Origin of the sequence: Ectothiorhodospira variabilis (assembly GCF_022227625.1) — a bacterium.
GTDB lineage: Bacteria > Pseudomonadota > Gammaproteobacteria > Ectothiorhodospirales > Ectothiorhodospiraceae > Ectothiorhodospira > Ectothiorhodospira haloalkaliphila.
The window spans coordinates 103994-123150 of record NZ_JAJNAO010000009.1; the positions used below are offsets into that span (position 1 = coordinate 103994).

Consider the following 19157-nt stretch of genomic DNA (forward strand, 5'->3'; position numbering starts at 1 on the left):
GTGACTTGACCCACGTCAACGATCATCCGGCAAATCCTCATTAGCCCAGCCCATGAACCCTCTCAATGCCTGGCGACGATCCATGGCATCCCGATACCCCAGTCGGATCAATTCACGCGTGAAGCCGGCCTCGAAGAGCAGGTAGGAAAGCAACTCCGAGCGTTCGGGATGCATGGCTCCCAGCGGGTACAGGGCCGCCCGCATCAGGCGCGGTAATTCACGCCGATAGCGAACGGCCACTGCCGCAAGGTCCTCCGACGGAGCGATCACCAGGGCCTGGATCGGCCTTAATTCCACACCGCCGGAGCGAAGGGTTTGCCGACCCGTCGCCCTCAAGGTGGCATTGATACGCTCCATCCGCTCCAGATCCACGGTAAGGCCATCCAGAAAAATGCTGGACAGGGCATGTCCGGCCACCTGCCCCGGCGAAGGATAGGCTTCACCCCGCTCCCAGGGGTCTTCCTGTAACTTCCAGGAACTGATCACCAGCACCCGATCGGCCCCCAGGTGGATCGCCGGGCTGATGGGCGACAGGTGTCGCATGGAACCGTCGCCAAAATATTCCCGGTCAAGACGCACAGCAGGAAAGACAAAAGGAATGGCACTGGTGGCCATGAGGTGATCGATGCCCAGTTGTGCCGGAATACCGATTCGCTTGGCCCGTCGCCATGGCTCGATCTCTCCCACCCCCTGGTAGAACGTGAGACTCTCGCCGGAGGCATATCCAAACGCGGACACGCTGGCGGCACGCAAATGGCCGTCAGCGATGGCCTCTTCCAGGGCCGAAAAATCCAGCGTACGGGTGAGCAGCTGCCGAAGCGGCGCGTTGTCCAGAACCGCCAGGGGGCGAAAGCGCGGGAAACGTGCGGCCAGCGGGTACAGGCTCCAGCGCAGCGCCGAAGACAGCAAGGCACCTGCATCAGCCCGATACACCTGGTGAGCACGGAAATTCCCCCAGATGGTCTCCATGCTCTCGACCCCGGCCCTGAAATCCCTGGCGAGCACCGCCAGTACCGCGGCGTTGATGCCTCCCGCCGACACCCCGCACAGAATCGGCATCGGAGTGGGACCCTCCGTGCCACGAAGATCCACAATCGCCTTGAGCACGCCCACCTGATAGGCCGCCCGGGCGCCCCCGCCAGTGAGGACCAAAGCACGTCGGGGCTCGGCGTGGTCATATTGATCAGCGCTCTGCGAGGTGGAATGCGGTGAGATCATATTGAACGAACGATCCATCGACATGTGTTGCCAGTAACCTGAGATCCTATTGCAGCTCGCCGGCCAAAAATACCATGGACACGGACATGTCTTTGGAACCAGGCCCGGAAGCCACACGAAGGAACCAGGCGGATCGGCCGACGCTCCAACCACGCACCGGCTGGAGATGAATTGAGGAGACCACCATGACCAAGAGCCACCCCCGGGAATCCGTCTGGGACTATCCGCGTCCACCCCGAGTGGAGCCGACGCAGCGCCACCTGATGGTGATCCATGATGGCCAGGTTCTGGCCGAGACCCGGCAGGCCTTTCGGGTACTGGAGACATCCCACCCGCCCTGCTACTACCTGCCCCCGGACAGCGTCGACTGGTCAAATCTGGAGCCCAGCGACACAAGCACGTACTGCGAATTCAAGGGGCAGGCCCGCTACTGGAACCTGCGCACACCGGACGGCACCATCCGCGATGTGTGCTGGGCCTATGCGCACCCCACAGCCTCCCATCGCGACATTGCCGGGTTTGTCTCCTTCTACGCGGGCCGGGTCGAGGCCTGTTACGTGGACGATGAGCAGGTGCAGGCGCAGCAGGGCAGCTTTTACGGCGGCTGGATCACCAGCGAGATCGAGGGGCCCTTCAAGGGCGGGCCGGGCACGGCGGGGTGGTAATCCTCGGCTTTGGCCAATATCAATGACGCTGCGCCCAACCAAGGATTACCATGACGCACATAATTCTTATTCAAACCCCTCCAAGCGCAGCAGCCAAGCCCGCCAACCGGCCGTCACCGGTGAGCCAGCCAGGCCCCTTTCACGGATCGCCCCATGCCTCACTTTCTCGCATCCCACCGGGACCGCCGGTTCAGCATTTTCTTCCGTAAAAACCGTCTGACGCCGCTGGCCGGCGCGATGGCAGTTTTATTGCCCACCTTCGCCCATGCTCAAGCCAGCCAGCCCGTACCCGAGGCTTCTGCAGTATCGCTGGAAACAGTGACCGTCACGGCGGGCACCCGCACCGAACGGGCCCTGGAGCGCAGCCCGGCATCGGTGGAGGTGATCACCGCTGCAGACATCCAGAACAGCGGTTCCGTGCTGCTCGGCGACGTGCTGCGCAACCACTCCGGGCTGTATGTGAGTGCCGATGGCACCCTGGCCTCCATCCGGGGCGCCAGCCGGGATGACACCGTGTTCCTGATCAACGGACGCCGTATCTCGGGTGAACCGAGCCGGCGCTACGAGCTCAACCGCCTCACGGCAGGACAGATTGAACGGATCGAGATCCTCAAGGGCCCGGGCAGCGTGCTGTATGGCTCCGATGCCCTGGGCGGCGTGATCAATATCATCACCCGCCAGCCCCGCACCGGCTTCGAGGCGGATGTGGACGTGCAGGCGGGGATGCGCGATGGCGGGGGCGCGGAGCGGTTCTCGGCCAGCGCCAACCTGCTCGGCGGCAATGAGCGCACCCAGGTCAGCGTGCTGGCCAACGCCAGTACACGCAACGCCTATGAGAGCAGCACCTCCGCCCAGGTGGGGGTCACCGGGCAACGAACACCCCCCTCCGAGCACGGTGGAGCCAGTTCTCCCGTGCGAAACATTCAGGATATCTACCGCTTCGATGAACAGCGCCTGGACGAGGCGGACGTGTATAACCTGGGAGTGACACTACGCCACGAGATCAGTCCCACCCTCCAGGGTGAACTGGAACTGGGATGGATGGAGGAAAGCCGGTCCCGGGATTACGTCAATGAGGGCCGTACCGACACGAACTACACCAACAACCAGGGCCAGACCATTCCGGCCTTCAATATCCCCACCCGCTGGACCGACGATAACCGTCGCACCGATGTCTCCGGCACCCTGGACTGGCGTCCCGACGAACGCTTCGGGCTGCGTTACAACCTGTATCAGAGCCGCTATGAAAAGGAACGCTCCGTCACCGCAATCCCATGGGGCGACCTGGGCTTTGACAACCGGGGCCAGACGGATGCCGGAGGCAGGGACACCATCCTGACCGAGACCATCAATGACCTGCTGGCCACCTGGAGCCCCGCCGCTGAACACACCCTGGCAGCCGGTGCCCAGTACCGCGATGGCGATGACCGCTGGCATGGCGGTGCCTTCCTCCAGCACGAGTGGCAGGCCAGCGAACGTCTGGATCTGGTATACGGCGCCCGTTACGACGAGGCCAGCGTGGGCGAAGACAGCACCACCATTAAGGCCGGTGGCGTCTACGCCCTGACCGAAGCCTCCCGCTTGCGCTTCAACTACGCCCAGGGCTTCAAGGTGCCCGAGAATCGCGACTACGATTCCAACCATATCAATCCACGCGGCATGCCCATGCTCGGTGCCCATGTGTCCGACCCCAGTGTCGGCAAAACGCCTCATGACCTGAAGCCGGAACGAAGCGAAACCTGGGAACTGGGCCTCCTGGGACGGATTGGCGGTGGGCGCTACGAACTCACCGCCTTCCACACCGATATTCGCGACCGGGTGGAGCGGGTGCGTGAACAGCCCCTGGGCACGGAATACATCACCTTCCGCAACGTGGGCGAGGCTCGCATCCGAGGCCTGGAGGGCCTGTTGACACTGCCCGTCACCCGCACGGTGCACGCTGACTTCACCGGCACCTGGGTGGACGCCGAGAATCGCAACACCGGGAAAACCCTGTCCAGCAGCCCCGACATCACCGCCGTGGCCGGCCTCAACTGGGCACCCGATGACAGGCAGTTCTGGCAGGTGCGCGTGCGTCACGTGGGCCAGCGTTATCTGGATGCCGACAACACCGAGCGGGACAGCAGCTACACCGTGGCCGACCTGACCGCCAGCTTCCAGCCCCGACACTGGGACAACCTGGAACTCTATGGCGGCATCGACAACCTGTTCGACGCCAGCAATGACAGCAGCCTGCTGGCCGACCCGGGTCGGTTCTACCGAGTGGGATTGCGCTACTCGCTGCGCTGAGCCTCCTTTTTCCTGAACACGCGGACAGATTCAAGCCATGACAAGACCACACGCATATCGCTCGGGCATTCCGGCCCTTTTTCTTCTGCTGATCATGCTGTTGATGATGATGACTCCGGTGCATGCGGATCCAGGTCAATCACGCACGGCCCTGCATCTTTGCGACGATGACCGTCAGCACCTGCTCGGCCACATGCGGCATTTTCTGGAGATCTCCAACGGTATTCTCGCCTCCGCACTGGAGGATGATCATGAGGGCATTGCCACCCTGGCCGAGGATTTCCGCCCCACTTCGGCCATGCTGGAACGCATGAAGTTGCTGGCTCAAGCCTATGAGGAAGAGGGTCGGCCGCATCGGACACACCAGCGGGAGCTGAGGCGCTTCGAGCGCATGGCGGCCAATCTGTCTCCGGATTTCGTGGAAATGTACCGGGCCATGCGCCTGGGATTCGACGACATTGCCGAGCAATCCCGGCAGGGTGCGCCCAGCCAGGAGATCATGCATCGCCTGGTGAATGTGCAGAACGTGTGCATCGCCTGTCATCGGCAGTTTGAATTCCTGCCCATGGAGTGTCACTAAGCCACCCACACCCCATTCCCGGCCCAAGGTCCGGGTTTGCCAGAACTATATTAGCAATTTATCATATACGGATATTGATCCACGCCATCCAAGGAACCTTTGATGCTCAAACGCGACCTCAACGAGTCGTACCATCCCCTCTTCTTCCTGGCAGCCCTGGGGGCAGGCGGTCTGGCCGTTTCGTTCTTCATGTACCCCATGTTTCTGGTGCAACGCCCCCAGCCCTCCATGGCCACCTTCAATCACCTGTGGCCCATCCTCACCGGCCCCGTGACGCCCGCATCGGTCGGGCTGGCGCTGGTGCTGCTGGCCGTGGTCCTCCTGGCTGCGCTGCACTTCCGGCTGCTGGCCTGGAACATCCGCGAATACCGCCAGTTTCGCCGCACGCCGGCGTTCGCCCAGTTACTCAGTAACAACAGCGAGATCTCCCTGATGGCCATTCCCCTCACCCTGGCCATGTCCATCAACATGATGTTCGTGCTGGGCGCCCTATTCGTGCCTAATCTGTGGTCGGTGGTGGAATACCTGTTCCCGCTGGCGCTACTGGCCTTCATGGCGGTGGGGGTATACGCCCTGAAGATCCTGACCACCTACTTTGCCCGCACCCTCACCGAAGGCAACGTGGATTTCTCGTCCAATAACAGTCTGGCGCCCATGATCGCCATCTTCGCCCTGGCCATGATCGCCGTGGGCCTGGCAGCACCGGCCATGATGAGCGAAACGCAGGCCACCGCCATCATTGCCCTCCTGCTGTCCATGTTCTTTTTCACCGCTGCCATCCTGCTGTCGGTGATCAAGCTGGTACACGGCTTCCGGGCCATGATGGTCAAGGGCATCAATGTGGCAGCCAGCCCCAGCCTGTGGATCATCATCCCCATCCTGACCCTGCTGGGCATCACCTGGATCCGTCTGTCCTATGGCCTGCAACAGGGGTTTGACCAATCGGTCAACTACAGCTCGCTGCTGATCCTGGGTGCCGCCATCCTGTCTGCACAGATCCTCTTCGGGCTGATCGGCTATGCCGTGATGCAGCGCCTCGGTTATTTCCGCGACTATTCCCGGGGAAGCCAGGGCAATGCCGGCACCTTTGCTCTGATCTGCCCGGGCGTGGCGTTCTTCGTTTTCGGCATGTTCTTCATTCACCTGGGCCTGATCAACAGCGGCGTGCTGCAGGCGGGCAGCTGGGCACATCTTCTGGTCATGCTCCCGTTCATCGCCGTGCAGCTCAAGACTCTTGAAGTGATGTGGCGCATCAAGCGCAACATCCTTGATGCACCCGGAGATTTGAAAGCGGCGCGGACCACTTGAAGTTAAGCCCACGCCGCCCACTACAGAATCCTCAGAGAGTCAGTGACTCCTTGCGAAAGGGACATCAGAATCGATAACTTGCCATCATTCTGATGTCCCTTCCCGCCTCCGGCAAAGCTTCGTCACCCCCGACACTTATCAGCCCATGTATCTCATCGACCGCATGGTGGAAGCCCGCATTGAGGAAGCCGAGCGGCGGGGCGACTTTCAGGATCTGCCCGGTGCCGGCAAGCCACTGAACCTGGAAGACGACTCCATGGTGCCCGAGGAGCTGCGCACGGCCTATCGGCTCCTGCGTAACAGTGGTTTCATCCCGGAGGAACTGCGTTTGCGCAAGGAAATCCGTGAGGTGGAAGATCTATTGGCGACGGCTACGGATCAGTCGCTCAAGGATCAGCATTCGAAGCGCCTAAGGCTATTACTGGACCGGCTGGGACGGGAACGGGGCATGAATCCAGCGCTGAGCGCAGATTACTTCGAGCAGGTCTGCCAACGCCTGGAGCGGCGTTGACGACCACATCCAGCCGTCATCGAAAAATTTATCGGTTGATCATTTGCGCGTCTTCCAGGTGGCGGACACGCTGCCCACAGATCCTGTGGATATCTTTGTGGACAGCGTGTCGGCAAACTCCGAAAAGCCTGGCCTGACGGGCATTGCCGTCAGATTGGTCAAAAAATCGCCACCCCAGGCTAACTCAATAATTTATATAGATTTATTCTGAATATCCTCCATGGGTGATTTCCCCTTGACAGAAAACCGGGAAATCGACTAAGCCCCAGCCCGCCTGTGCACAAACACACGCTGCACGGGAGTCAGTTCCAGAATCAGCACCCTTCGTCAAGTTGAATCGGCGCCAATTAACCTGATATTCTCCACGGTTGTTCTGGGTGCCTGTCGACCGTCCCGGTCTGGCAGGTTAAACGGGAAGTCCGGTGCAGCCAGGTTGACCTGGCAAGTCCGGCACTGCCCCCGCAACGGTAGGTGGTAACGGCAGATTCTCTCATGCCACTGCGCGGCTCACGTCCTTGTTCGGGCGGGCCGTGTGGGAAGGCAGATCTGCCGGAGGGCGTCATCGCCCTCCAGGCCACAAGTCCGGAGACCGGCCCTGAACAGACCCGAACACTGCGGGGCGCTGCGGTCGGGGCCGGTCACGGATAACCCTCCCGCCTTCCCGGTGGTGCGTTCCTCTCGTTCGGCCCTCCTTCGCTGACACCCCGTGGTCCATCCGATCACCGCGCACGGGGTGGTGCGCGCAAGGAACGTCCATGCACAAGTCGAATCCCCTTTTACTGGCCATGGTGTCCGGCACCCTGGTGTCGCCCGGCTTTGCGGGCCAGGCCAGCCATGATCCATCTGATGTCGTTGAACTGGACCGTATCGTTCTCGAGTCCCGAACCCCTTCAAGCCGTCGAATCACCGACGAGGACATTCGCAGGCACCAGCCCCTGGATGTTGCGGACATCTTCCGCTCCGAGGTCTCCGTGGATGTGGGCGGCGGCAGTCGCAACGCGCAGCGCCTTTATCTGCGCGGACTGGAAGCCAGCAATCTCAATGTGAACATCGACGGCGCCCGCGAAGGCCGCAATCTCCACCAGCATCGGGGCAGCCTCAGCGGTCTGGACCCTGATCTGATCAGGCAAGTGGAAGTGGACCCCCGCCCCTCGGCCGACCAGGGCCCCGGGGCCCTGGGGGGGCGCGTGGCATTCACCACCAAGGATGCCCAGGACCTGCTCCTGCCAGACCAGCAACAGGGCGCTCGCATGAAAGCCGCGTATGCCAGCGCGGATGAGGCATGGCTGGGTTCAACCTCCCTCATGACCCGGCTGAACGAGGACTGGGGTGCCCTGGCCCATCTGCGGGCCGTGAATCGTGAGGATTACCGTATTGGCGGGGGCGAAACCATGCCCCATTCCGGTGGACAGGACCGCGACTACCTGCTGCGGCTCAGCCGACTGCCCACACAAGGTCATGAGATCCGACTGGGTGCCCAGCGCCACACATTCACCGGCGATCATCCCTATGGGTCCCGGGGTAGCGACTTCGGCGACCCCCGCGAGGACCAGGCCCAGGATGAGGTGGGTCAACGTGTGAGACAGCATCGCTGGACCCTGCAACATGCCTATGACGCCCCGGGGGACTGGCTGGACTGGAACGGAAGCCTCTACTACACCGACCATCAACTGCAGCGACTCGACAACGACACCCGAATCCGCACCCGGGAATACGGCGGCGATGCCAGGAATACCTTCCACCTTGATCACGCGGGCATCCAGCACCGGCTGACCCTGGGCGTGGACTATTACCTGGAAGAGGGACAAACAGAGGGCCCGAGCATCTCCAGTGAGTCCCGCAACCTGGGAGCCTTCATCCAGAATCGCATGCACCGGGGACGCCTGTCCCTCTCCCTGGGGGCGCGCTTCGATGACTTCTCCACCGAATTTCACCAGCAGACACTGTCGGGAAGCGCCGTTTCCCCCAACGTGAGCGCGGAAGTGGCACTCCCCGCCGGCCTGACCGCCTTTGCCGGTTATGGCGAGGCGGTGAGCGGCACCGGGATCATCCCCGTCGGCTGGATGGCCTACATCAAAGAGGACACCAACCTCAATGATGGCGAGCCCTTCAAGGCGGAAAAGTCCCGTCGCCGGGAGGCGGGCGTGCGATACGAAGCCCGGGATGCCCTGGTCGATCGGGATCGGCTGCAACTGGAATTCACCCTGTTCGACACCCGCTTGCGCAACAGCGTGGACCGGGATGATCCCTGGGGAAGCCCCTTTGCCAGCCGACGCTTCGGCTTTGAGCCACCTTTTGTGGGGACCATCCGCAACCGGGAGGATACCCTGCGCACACGCGGCTACGAGATCCGCGGAAGCTGGGGCGCGGGCCGGTACGACACCCATATCTCGTTCTTCAGTGCCGAAACCCTGGACGAGGACGGCAATCCCCAGGCGGTATCACGGCGACGGGGTGGCACCGGCGGGGATCGCTTCGTCTGGGATCATCGCTGGGCGGCCCTGGACAGCCTGACCCTGGGATACACCTTCACCTGGGTGGATGACCTCACCCAGGTACCCGACGACGCACCACCACGTGATGGCTACAGCCTCCACGACCTGCAGGCCCAGTGGGACCCCGGCCTGAACGACCGTCTGACCCTGTCGCTGGTGATTCACAACCTCCTGGACACCCGATATGCCCGGCACACCTCGCTGGCGGACACGGATGATGATGGCCGCATCCTCGTGCGGGACGAACCCGGCCGGGACATCCGGGTGAGTGCCACGCTGAGATTCTGACAAACCGGTATCCAGCCTGCGCCCGAATCCATTCAACCACGGAAAGCATTCCATGCAGAACGCGATGATGACTCCATGGGCGCCCATGCGCGCCCTTGCCCGGGTATCGATGCTGATGGTGATCCTGATGATCCTTGTCGGCTGTGATGCCCCCGCACCCGAGGCCCGACTCGACAAGGACCAGGCCGATGCTTCCATGCGCGAGATCCAGGACATGCTGGGCCGACAGGTCAGCGTGCCCAGGGATGTGGAGCGCATCGCCACGGTGAACGTGGATGCCTTTCGCATGGTGGTGCACCTGCGGGCGGACGATCGCCTGGTGGGCATCCCCGGCGACATGTTCGGTTCCCGTTTCTCCCGGGAGAAGACCATCGAGGCGCTGGCGGTGACCGGGGTTGAAGATATCCCGCAACTGGGCGGCGGTCAGCCCGGATCGGACATCAATCTGGAGAGGGTGGTGAGCGTCTCCCCGGACGTCTTCTTCTACTGGGCCTTCACCCGGGGCGACTCCACCCAGGCCATGGCGGACCATGCGGATCGATTGCAGCGGCAACTGGGCGTCCCGGTGGTGGCGGTGAGCACCCTCGGCAGGGAGCGGGATCCAAAGAAGATCATGGCCGAGATCGAGCGGGCCTATGCCCTGATGGGCGTCATCCTCGACCGGGAGCCGCGTGCCGAGCAGTTGCTGGATCGCTATCGCCAGGAAGTCTCCTCCCTGCAAGCCCGCATCCAGGGCGAAGCCGCGCCCCGTGTCTACCTGGCCCACCGCACCAACCTGTTCAGCAACGTGGCCTTTTATTATCCGCTGGAACAGCTGGGTGCCCGCAACGTCGCCTCGCAGCGGCGCGGTCGAGACGGCGAAATCGCCGCCGAGCAACTGCTGCAATGGGACCCCGAGCATATCTTCCTGCACACCCCTTCCCAGGCGAGCCGGGTGTCCCTGGACACCGTGCTGGACGACGCCCGTCTGCAGGACGTGGCCGCCATCCGCGACGGGCAGGTGCATCGTTTCAAGGGTACCTACATGGGCTGGGATCTGGCCACCGGACTGGTGGATCTGATCCGCATGGGCAGGATCCTGTATCCCCAGGCCCTTGAGGACCTGGATGCAGCACTTCTTGGCGAGGACATCCTCCACACCTTCTATGGCAAACCCGGGCTGTATGAGCATCTTGCCCGGCAAAGCGGCTTTGAGGATCTGTGACCATCATGGACACGGCCACCCCGGCACGGCACACGGGTGATGCGGGATCACCCGATACCATCGCCGCCTATCGTCGCCAGAATCGCCGGCGTGCCCTGCTTCTGGCGCTGCTGGCACTGGGTCTGGTGGCCATCAGTCTCCATGGCCTGACCCTGGGGGCCATGGATATCCCCGTCTCACAGACCATCCTGGCCCTGCTCGCCCCGGCCCTGCCCGGCGCATGGGTGAGCCCGGAGATTCAGAACGTGGTCTGGAACATCCGCCTTCCACGCCTCATCACCGCCCTCACCGCCGGCATGGGGCTGGCGCTGGGTGGGGTGATCCTGCAGACCCTGCTGCGTAACCCCATGGCCTCCCCCTTTACCCTGGGCCTGTCTTCCGGGGCCTCCCTGGGGGCGGCGCTGGTGATCATTTTCGGGTTTTCCGCCTTTGGCGTGGTGGGCATCGTGGCCAACGCCTTCCTGTTCGCCATCGGGGTTTCGCTGCTGATCCTGCTGATCGGACAATGGAAGGGTGCCACCCCCATGAGCCTGATCCTGGCGGGGATCGCGCTCATGTATTTCTTTGGTGCCTGCACCACGCTGGTGATCTATTTCTCCGACGCCTATGCCACCCGTGAGGTGATGTTCTGGACGGTGGGCAGCCTCAGCCGCGCCAACTGGGAAAGCGCCACCCTGATCAGCCTGACACTGCTGCTGGTACTGCCCATCTTTCTGTGGCGGGCGGTGGATCTCAACCGCCTGCTCCTGGGGGATGACACGGCCAGGAGTCTGGGCCTGCCGGTGGAGCGCCTGCGCATCCTGCTGATGCTGCTGGTCTCGCTGCTGGTGGCGGTGGTCGTGGCCTTCACGGGCGGGATCGGCTTTCTGGGCCTGGTGGCGCCGCACCTGGCCCGGCTGATGATCGGCACGGATCACCGGTTTCTGCTCCCGGCCACGGCACTGATGGGCGGACTGCTGCTGGTGGTGGCGGACCTGATTTCCCTGCATGCCTTCGCCCCGGTGGTGCTGCCGGTGGGCGTGGTCACCGCCTTTGTGGGATCACCCCTGTTCATCTATCTGATCCTGCGTCATCGTGCCGGAGGCAGCGCATGAGTCCCCGGAATGGGCTGACCCTGGAGGATGTCTCCTTCGGTTATGGGCGTGCAACGCCCACCCTGAAGGGGGTGTGCCTTCAGGTCCGCCCGGGCGAGGTGGTGGCACTGCTCGGCCCCAACGGTTCGGGCAAGACCACCCTGCTCAAATGCGCCATGGGTCTGCTCAAGCCGCACAGCGGACGCATCAGCCTTCAGGGCCAGGACCTGATGCGCATGCGCCGCTGGCAGGCCGCCCAGCGGCTCTCCTATGTGCCGCAGGCCACGGATATCGTCTATCCGATGACCGTGTTCGAGAGCGTGCTGCTGGGGCTTCGGGACAGCCCCTGGTACCCGGATCAAGCATCACTGGAGAAGGTGGAACGGGTTCTGGCGCGTCTGGAACTAACGCCACTGGCCACCCGGCCCCTGGACGAACTCAGCGGCGGACAACGCCAGAAGGCCGCCATCGCCCGGGCCCTGGTGCGGGACACCCCTTACCTGCTCCTGGACGAACCCACCAACCATCTGGACATGAAGCACAAGCGCGACACCATGGAGATCCTGCGTGAGCGGGCACGGATCAACCAGCAAGGCATCCTGGTCGTGCTCCACGAGATCAACATCGCCACGCAACTGGCCGATCGGATCGTGCTGCTGGACCAGGGCCAGGTGGTCGCTTCGGGCGCCCCTGCGGAGGTCATCACCCCAAAACACCTGCGCGCGGTGTATCAGGTGGATGTGGGGATTGCCTACCAGGATGGACTGCCGTTCCTGATGGGGTATCGTTGAGCCAGTTCAGCCCATCTCGATAAAGGCACTCACCGGCCAGCACGGGGCCTGCCAGGCGCGGGCGATGCGCTGGGCGCCGCCGAGGCGAATGGCCTCGGTCTCGAAATCCACCACCTCACAGAAATCCGCGATGTCGGGTCGGGGGGGCTGCTGGGTGGTGCGGCCGTCGGTGAGCAGCCATAGACCAATGGGCTGATCCGGATGGCGGCGTTTTGCCTGGGCCATGAGGTCCTGCGCCCGCTGAATACCGGCCCCCACCGGGCTGCCCCCGCCGCCGGGGATGGGGGCAACCCAGGCATCGCTGCACAGGGGGGCCCGGGAGGGCGGGCGCAGGATACAGGCACCCTGCCCTGAAAACCCCACCACCGCCAGCGCCGACCGCTGCGTGTACAGCTGATGGGCCCAGGCGCTGATCAGCCCCTTGGCCATGGCCAGCTTGTCCTGCCTGAGCATGGAGGCGGAGCAGTCCAGAACCAGGCAATACAGCATGCCGGCACCCCCCCGGCGGGGTCGGTACACCAGGTGCCCGGGCTGAAGCGGCCCCGGCCCCTTGTTCAGCAGGGTGCGATGCCAGTGGATGCCCGCTTGCGCCTGCTTGCGCGGACGACGCCACCGCCCTGGCCCTGGCGCGCGCTCATCCGGCAGCCGACCGGCCACCGGCGAGCGCGTCAGGGCTTTTTTGTCGGCAGGGGCCTCACATGCGCCAGGGACCGGATGGGGGTGGGTTCCGGAGGCAGTGCGCCCCAGTCCTGATCATGACCGCTGCGCTCAGGCACCGTGGCTTCAGTGTCCCGGGGGGCATCCTGATCTCCCGCGCCGCTGCCTTGCGATCGGGATGAACCGGCCGCCTCTGGCGCATGCGACGGGTCTTCGCCAGAGGGCTCCGGGCCCGATGCCTCGTCGGGTGACGACGCGGAGCGGTCCCGGCGGCGATGCGCCAGCACCAGGGCCTGCACCGCATCAATATCCGTGTCCCGAATGCAAGCGGCATCCGCCAGGGCCGCATGGGCCCGAGCGGCCCGCAGCATCACCAGATCTGCCCGCACCCCTTCCACGCCGGCGGCAAAACATACTTCACTCACCCGATCGTGCACTGCGTCGGTGAAGGCCAGGGATTCCAGTCGCGCGCGAGCCTGGCAGATGCGCTCCCTGAGCGCCTCCTGATCCGTCTCGTGGGTGCGGATGAATGCCTCCGGATCCGCCTCGAAGGCCAGTCGGGACCGCACGATCTCCCGGCGCGTGGGGGCGTCGATCATGTCGTTCAGGCGCACCAGCAGACCGAAACGATCCAGGAGCTGGGGTCGCAACTCCCCCTCCTCCGGGTTCATGGTGCCCACCAGCACGAAACGCGCCGCATGCTGGTGGGAGATGCCGTCACGTTCCACACGGTTCACACCGCTGACAGACACATCCAGCAACAGATCCACCAGGGCATCGGGCAACAGGTTCACCTCGTCCACATACAGCACCCCCTGGTGGGCCCGGGCCAGCAGCGCCGGCTTGAAACAGGCATCCCCCTGCTTGAGCGCGGCCTCGATATCCAGTGACCCCTGGAGTTGTTCCTCACTGGTCCCCAGGGGCAGGTTGACGAAACCGCCATCCGGCAGCAACTGCGCCAGGGCCCGGGCGCTGGTGGTCTTGGCGGCACCGCGCGGCCCTTCGATGAGCACCCCGCCGATCAGGGGATCGATGGCCGCCAGCAGCAGGGCATTCTGCAGTTGCGGCACCCCCTTGAGGGCCGTGAACGGGTATTGGATCGACAGCGCGGTCATGGATCAGCCTTCCAGGTGTTCTTCGGTCTGCAGCAGATGGTTTTCCAGTTGCCGGCGATAGTCGCCCGGGTGCTCCCACAGACCCCGCTGCATGGCTTCCAGCAGACGCTCGCACATCTCGTGCAGCGCGGCCGGGTTGTGGGTCTGGATGAAGCCCCGGGTGTCCGGGTCGTTGATGTAGGCATCGGTGACAAGGGCATACTGATCATCCCGCACCACCCGCGCCGTGGCATCGTAGGCGAAGAGGTATTCCACGGTGGCGGCCATCTCCGAGGCCCCCTTGTAACCGTGTCGCTTGACGCCTTCGATCCACTTGGGATTGGTGACCCGGGCGCGGATCACCCGGCTGATCTCCCACTCCAGGGTGTTCATGCGCGGGGCCTGGGGATGACTGTGATCGCCATGGTAGATCTCGGGTTGACGACCGCTGAAGTGACGTACCGCCGCCGTCATGCCCCCCTGAAACTGGTAATAGTCATCCGAATCCAGCAGGTCATGTTCCCGGTTGTCCTGGTTCTGCACCACCAGATCGATCCCCGCAAGCCGCCGGGTAAGCACCGCGGGCACGCGGGTGCCATGGTCCTCCTGTCCGTAGGCATAGGCGCCCCAGTTGAGGTAGGCCTGGGCCAGGTCCGCATCCTCCTGCCAGTGGCGGGAATCGATCAGCCCCTGCATGCCAGCCCCGTAGGCGCCGGGCTGGGCACCGAAGACCCGGAACCCCGCCTGCCGACGGGCCTGGCCTGCCTCCATGCCCTGGGCGACCAGCGCCGCGCTCTCCTGCTGGATGCGGGCACGGATCGGGTTCAGATCCTCCGGCTCGTCCTGCTCCGCCACCGCCTGTACCGCCGCGTCGAACAGCCGCATCACGTGGGCGAAGGCGTCCCGAAAGAACCCGGACACCCGCAGGGTCACATCGATGCGGGGGCGATCCAGCACTGACAGGGGCAGGATCTCGAAGTCGGTCACCCGGTGACTGCCAGCGGACCAACGCGGCCGCACACCGATCAGGGCGAAGGCCTGGGCCAGGTCGTCGCCACCGGTGCGCATGGTGGCGGTACCCCAGACGGACAACCCGATGGCGCGGGGATAGTCCCCGTGCTCCTGCATGTATTTCTCCACCAGCAGGGCCGCCGATTTCATGCCCAGGGTCCAGCTGGTGGCGGTGGGGATGGCCCGGGCATCCGCCGAGAAGAAGTTGCGCCCGGTGGGCAGCACATCCGGACGCCCCCGGGAGGGGGCACCGCTGGGTCCGGGCGGCACGAAGCGTCCATCAAGCCCGTCACACAGCCCACGGAGTTCCTGCGGGCCGCAGGCTTGCAGGTCCGGTTGCAGGCGTGTGCGGATGCGCTCCAGCACCGGGCGGGTTCGGGGCCAGGCCCACCCTCCTGCCTCCGGCAAGCCCTGTTCCAGGATGGCGCGGGCCAGGGCTTCCAGGCGCTCGCGGGTATCCCCGTGGTGGCGCCAGGGCTCGTCGGCCAGGGCTGCCTGGAGCACATCGGGACGAGGACCTGTCCAGGGATCGGCCCAGTGGGCGTCCAGGGGATCGAACCCCTCCCCCAGATCCAGGTCCCGGGCCAGGGCACGGATCAGGCTGTCGTTGCCTTCTCGCCCGTCCCCCATGGGGTAGCGGGCCAGGGCCAGCAGGGTGTCACGTTCCTGGAGCCCCTCGGGGGATTCGCCGAAGATGTGCAGACCATCGCGGATCTGGCTTTCCTTGAGTTCACACAGATAGGCGTCGGTGCGGTTGAGCAGCAACTGCTCATCCTCCTCGGTGGCCGGCGTCTCGAGACCCAGGTCCCGATGCAGGTCCTGGGCGATGATGCTGTCCAGGATGTTCTTGCGCAGCACCCCAGCGCGGCGGCGATCCAGCATCAGGGCCTCGTAGTATTCGTCCACCTGGCGCTCAAGATCCCTTGTCGGCCCATAGTTCTCGGCCCGGGTGAGCGGCGGCATCAGGTGATCGATGATCACCGCCTGGGCACGACGCTTGGCCTGGGTGCCCTCCCCCGGGTCGTTGACGATGAAGGGATAGAGGTGCGGCATGGCGCCGAAGATCAGGTCCGGCCAGCAGGTGTCACTCAAGGCCACGCTCTTGCCCGGCAGCCACTCCAGATTACCGTGCTTGCCCACATGGATGATGGCATCACAGCCAAACTGCAGCCGCAGCCAGGCGTAGAAGGCCAGGTAGTAATGCGGGGGGACCAGATCCGGGTCGTGATAATTGGCCATCATGTCCAGGTGATAGCCGCGGGCCGGCTGGATGCCCACGAACACCCGGCCGCAGCGCAGACCGGCGATCATGAAGCGCTGCTGTCGCACCATGGGATCGTGCTCCGGCGCGCCCCAGCGGGCCAGTACCGCCTTGCGGTTAGCCTCAGGCAACCCATCGAAATAACGCCGGTAGTCAGCCATGGACAGGCTCTGCCAGGCGGGACGCGTCGCCCGATGCTGAGGATCATTGGTCACCCCCTCGCACAGTCGACTCATCAGGGCATCGCCATCATCGGGGATGCCGTCCAAGGCATACCCCTCCGCCTCCAGACGGCGCAGAATCCCGACGACCGAGGCCGGGGTATCCAGACCCACACCATTGCCCAGGCGACCCTCCCGGGTGGGATAGTTGGCCAGGATCAGTGCCAGGCGCTTGTCCCCGTTCGGGGTGTTGCGCAGCCGACACCAGCGCTCGGCCAGGGCGGCGACGAACGCGATTCGCTCGGCCTGGGGCTGGTAATGCACCACATCGGTCTGGGTATGCGGGCAGCGGCGCTCCAGGCCCTTGAAGCTCACCGCCCGGGAAATGACATGGCCATCCATCTCCGGCAGGGCCACCTGCATGGCAATATCCCGGGGCTGCAGCCCATGCACGTCCCGCTGCCAGTTCTCCTCGTTGCCGCCCGAGAGGATCACCTGCAGCACCGGCCGATCATCCGCCAGGGCCTGTTCGCCGTCTGCCCCCTGGGCCCGGGAGAAGGCCGTGGCGTTCAGGATCATAGCCACGCCCTGTTCCCGGCACAGGCGTCGCACCATCTCCAGACACAGTGGATCCTTCAGGGACACCAGGGCCATGGGCAGGGGGTTGAGGCCGCGGCTCAGCAGTGCCTGGCACAGGGCATCGAAGACCGCGGTATTGCCCGCCTGCAGATGTGAGCGATAAAAGAGGACGGCCACCACCGGCGCCCCCGCATGCCAGCGCGCCTGCCAGGCCGATACCGTGCCCACATCCTGCTCGGGGTGATACACGCCGATGTGAGGCAGCGGCCTGGGTGGCGGAGGCTCCAGGGGGAGATCGAAAAAGGTGGCCCCGATAAAGTCATAGAAGGCCCGGATGTTGGCGGGGCCGCCCTCGCGCAGATAGCGCCACAGGGCGCGGCAAATATCCGGCTCCACCGTACTCTTCATGAGCAGGTTGCCATCCTCGGTATTGTCCCCGGAAAACATCACCAACCGGATACCCCGGCGTCGGCACAGGGCCCACACCTGCTCCGTGCCATAGGGCCAGTAGGATTCGCCACCCAGGTGATCGATGATGATCACGCGGGCCTTTTGCAGCACCTCATCCAGGTACAGGTCCACCGACGCCGGCTGGCTCAGGTGCAGCAGGTTGGCCAGGCGAACGGATGGGTAGTTGTCTTCCCCCACGGGGCCCGACCGGGCCTGTGGGCATTGGGAGGCCAGCAGGGCCAGGGTGGTATCCGCGGCACTGAGGATGACGATATCGGCGGGCGTCTGATCCAGACGCGTGATCACCGAGTCGTCGTCGACGAACCCGCCGGGTTGTGCCGCCAGCAGATGCATCAGGCCGTCGCCGCCAGAACCGCCGGTTGCAGGGCCTGCTCCAGGGCCTCGGCCGAGAGGTCCTGACCGATCAGCACCAGACGGGTTGCGCGATCCTCCCCGGCACCCCAGGGGCGGTCAAAGTAGCTGTCAAAACGACTTCCCACCCCATGCACCACGAGGCGCATGCGCTTGTCGGGCAGGGCCGCGAAGCCCTTCACGCGGAAGATGCGGTGATCCCGCACCACTTGCTGCAACCGTTCCAGCAGCCTGTCGCGATCCACCTGCGGCAGCCTCACCACCACCGAGTCGAACTGATCGTGGTCATGATCATGGTGATGATCTCCCTCCCCATGGGCATGGTCATGATGCCCGGCGCGCAGGTGGATATGCGCTTCGGAGGCATTGCCCAGCCCGATCATGAGCGCGGGATCCACCCGCCCATGGTCGCTGGAGAGGATTTTCACCGGGGGCGGGATCTCGGCGCGCACGAGTGCCGTGACCCGCTCCACTGCCGCCGCATCCACAAGATCGGTCTTGCTCAGCACCACCAGATCCGCCGCGGATAGCTGATCCTCGAAGAGTTCATGAAGTGTGGAGTCGTGATCCAGGTTCGGGTCGGCGCGGCGTTGCCGGTCCACCGCCTCGGGGTTGGCGGCGAACTGTCCCTGGGCGGTGGCGGGCACGTCCACCACGGTGACCACGGCATCCACGGTGCAGCCGGTCTTGATCTCCGGCCAGTTGAAGGCCTGCACCAGGGGCTTGGGCAGCGCCAGGCCGGAGGTCTCGATGAGGATGTGATCGATCTCGTCCCGGCGGTCCATCAGGGCCTTCATCACGGGATAAAAGGCCTCCTGCACGGTACAGCACAGACAGCCATTGGCCAGTTCGTAGAGCGTGCCGGCGTCCTCTCCGGATTCGTCGCAGCCAATGCCGCAGCCCCTGAGGATCTCGCCATCCATGCCCAGTTCGCCAAACTCGTTGACGATGACGGCAATCCGCCGCCCCTGGGCATTGTCCAGGAGATGACGCAGCAGGGTGGTCTTGCCACTGCCCAGAAAGCCGGTGACGATGGTGGCCGGGATTCTTGATCTGGATATCATGGAAATGCTCGCTCGCGCGCCGCCCGCGCATCGATGGGATGGATGCGCCACGAAGGCGGTACGTGCCACGGAGGAGAGATCAAGCG

The 19157-nt window shown here is 64.3% G+C and carries 14 protein-coding genes and 1 riboswitch; of the genes, 9 read left to right on the forward strand and 5 right to left on the reverse strand.

All coding sequences use genetic code 11. From position 1 onward, the window contains the following. Window positions 1–15: 15 nt before the first annotated feature. The gene (locus LPW30_RS10605) at window positions 16–1242 is read right to left on the reverse strand and encodes a patatin-like phospholipase family protein (RefSeq protein ID WP_239680824.1); all 1227 of its coding nucleotides are present in this window, start codon (window positions 1240–1242) and stop codon (window positions 16–18) included. A 161-nt stretch (window positions 1243–1403) separates the two neighbouring features. On the opposite strand from LPW30_RS10605, the gene LPW30_RS10610 reads away from it, so the two are divergent. The 9 genes from LPW30_RS10610 to LPW30_RS10650 all read left to right on the forward strand — a co-directional run bounded on the left by LPW30_RS10610 (window position 1404) and on the right by LPW30_RS10650 (window position 12422). Further along, the gene (locus tag LPW30_RS10610) at window positions 1404–1883 is read left to right on the forward strand and encodes a DUF427 domain-containing protein (protein WP_025281020.1); all 480 of its coding nucleotides are present in this window, start codon (window positions 1404–1406) and stop codon (window positions 1881–1883) included. A 153-nt stretch (window positions 1884–2036) separates the two neighbouring features. Next, the gene (locus LPW30_RS10615) at window positions 2037–4172 is read left to right on the forward strand and encodes a TonB-dependent receptor plug domain-containing protein (RefSeq protein ID WP_239680825.1); all 2136 of its coding nucleotides are present in this window, start codon (window positions 2037–2039) and stop codon (window positions 4170–4172) included. Between the two features lie 37 nt (window positions 4173–4209). After that, complete coding sequence (locus LPW30_RS10620; protein ID WP_239680826.1) at window positions 4210–4752, forward strand: hypothetical protein; 543 nt, start codon at window positions 4210–4212, stop codon at window positions 4750–4752. A 102-nt stretch (window positions 4753–4854) separates the two neighbouring features. Then, window positions 4855–6060 (forward strand): TsoY family (seleno)protein, encoded by a 1206-nt coding sequence (locus LPW30_RS10625; RefSeq protein WP_239680827.1) that lies wholly within the window; start codon window positions 4855–4857, stop codon window positions 6058–6060. Window positions 6061–6205: 145 nt separating this feature from the next. Continuing rightward, the gene (locus LPW30_RS10630; RefSeq protein ID WP_239680828.1) at window positions 6206–6571 is read left to right on the forward strand and encodes a DnaJ family domain-containing protein; all 366 of its coding nucleotides are present in this window, start codon (window positions 6206–6208) and stop codon (window positions 6569–6571) included. A 358-nt stretch (window positions 6572–6929) separates the two neighbouring features. After that, a riboswitch (cobalamin riboswitch) is annotated at window positions 6930–7183 on the forward strand. Window positions 7184–7326: 143 nt separating this feature from the next. Further along, a complete protein-coding gene (locus LPW30_RS10635; protein WP_239680829.1) occupies window positions 7327–9354 on the forward strand; it encodes a TonB-dependent receptor domain-containing protein in 2028 nt (675 codons plus the stop codon). A gap of 52 nt (window positions 9355–9406) precedes the next feature. Next, on the forward strand, window positions 9407–10558 hold the full coding sequence (locus LPW30_RS10640) for an ABC transporter substrate-binding protein (protein WP_239680830.1): 1152 nt from the start codon (window positions 9407–9409) through the stop codon (window positions 10556–10558). A gap of 5 nt (window positions 10559–10563) precedes the next feature. Further along, complete coding sequence (locus tag LPW30_RS10645; protein ID WP_239680831.1) at window positions 10564–11652, forward strand: FecCD family ABC transporter permease; 1089 nt, start codon at window positions 10564–10566, stop codon at window positions 11650–11652. Further along, window positions 11649–12422, forward strand: coding sequence for an ABC transporter ATP-binding protein (locus LPW30_RS10650; RefSeq protein ID WP_239680832.1), 774 nt, complete (start codon window positions 11649–11651; stop codon window positions 12420–12422). The genes LPW30_RS10645 and LPW30_RS10650 overlap by 4 nt, the downstream gene beginning before the upstream one ends. A gap of 6 nt (window positions 12423–12428) precedes the next feature. On the opposite strand, the gene LPW30_RS10655 is transcribed toward LPW30_RS10650, so the two are convergent. From LPW30_RS10655 to cobW, 4 genes are read right to left on the reverse strand one after another with little or no spacing between them, the layout of a single operon-like run. Beyond that, window positions 12429–13079, reverse strand: coding sequence for a vWA domain-containing protein (locus tag LPW30_RS10655; protein ID WP_239680833.1), 651 nt, complete (start codon window positions 13077–13079; stop codon window positions 12429–12431). 11 nt (window positions 13080–13090) lie between these two features. After that, window positions 13091–14194, reverse strand: coding sequence for a magnesium chelatase ATPase subunit I (locus LPW30_RS10660; RefSeq protein WP_239680834.1), 1104 nt, complete (start codon window positions 14192–14194; stop codon window positions 13091–13093). Between the two features lie 3 nt (window positions 14195–14197). Then, on the reverse strand, window positions 14198–17989 hold the full coding sequence (gene cobN / locus LPW30_RS10665) for a cobaltochelatase subunit CobN (protein ID WP_239680835.1): 3792 nt from the start codon (window positions 17987–17989) through the stop codon (window positions 14198–14200). Beyond that, complete coding sequence (gene cobW / locus LPW30_RS10670) at window positions 17989–19071, reverse strand: cobalamin biosynthesis protein CobW (protein ID WP_239680836.1); 1083 nt, start codon at window positions 19069–19071, stop codon at window positions 17989–17991. The genes cobN and cobW overlap by 1 nt, the downstream gene beginning before the upstream one ends. Between the last annotated feature and the right edge of the window lie 86 nt (window positions 19072–19157).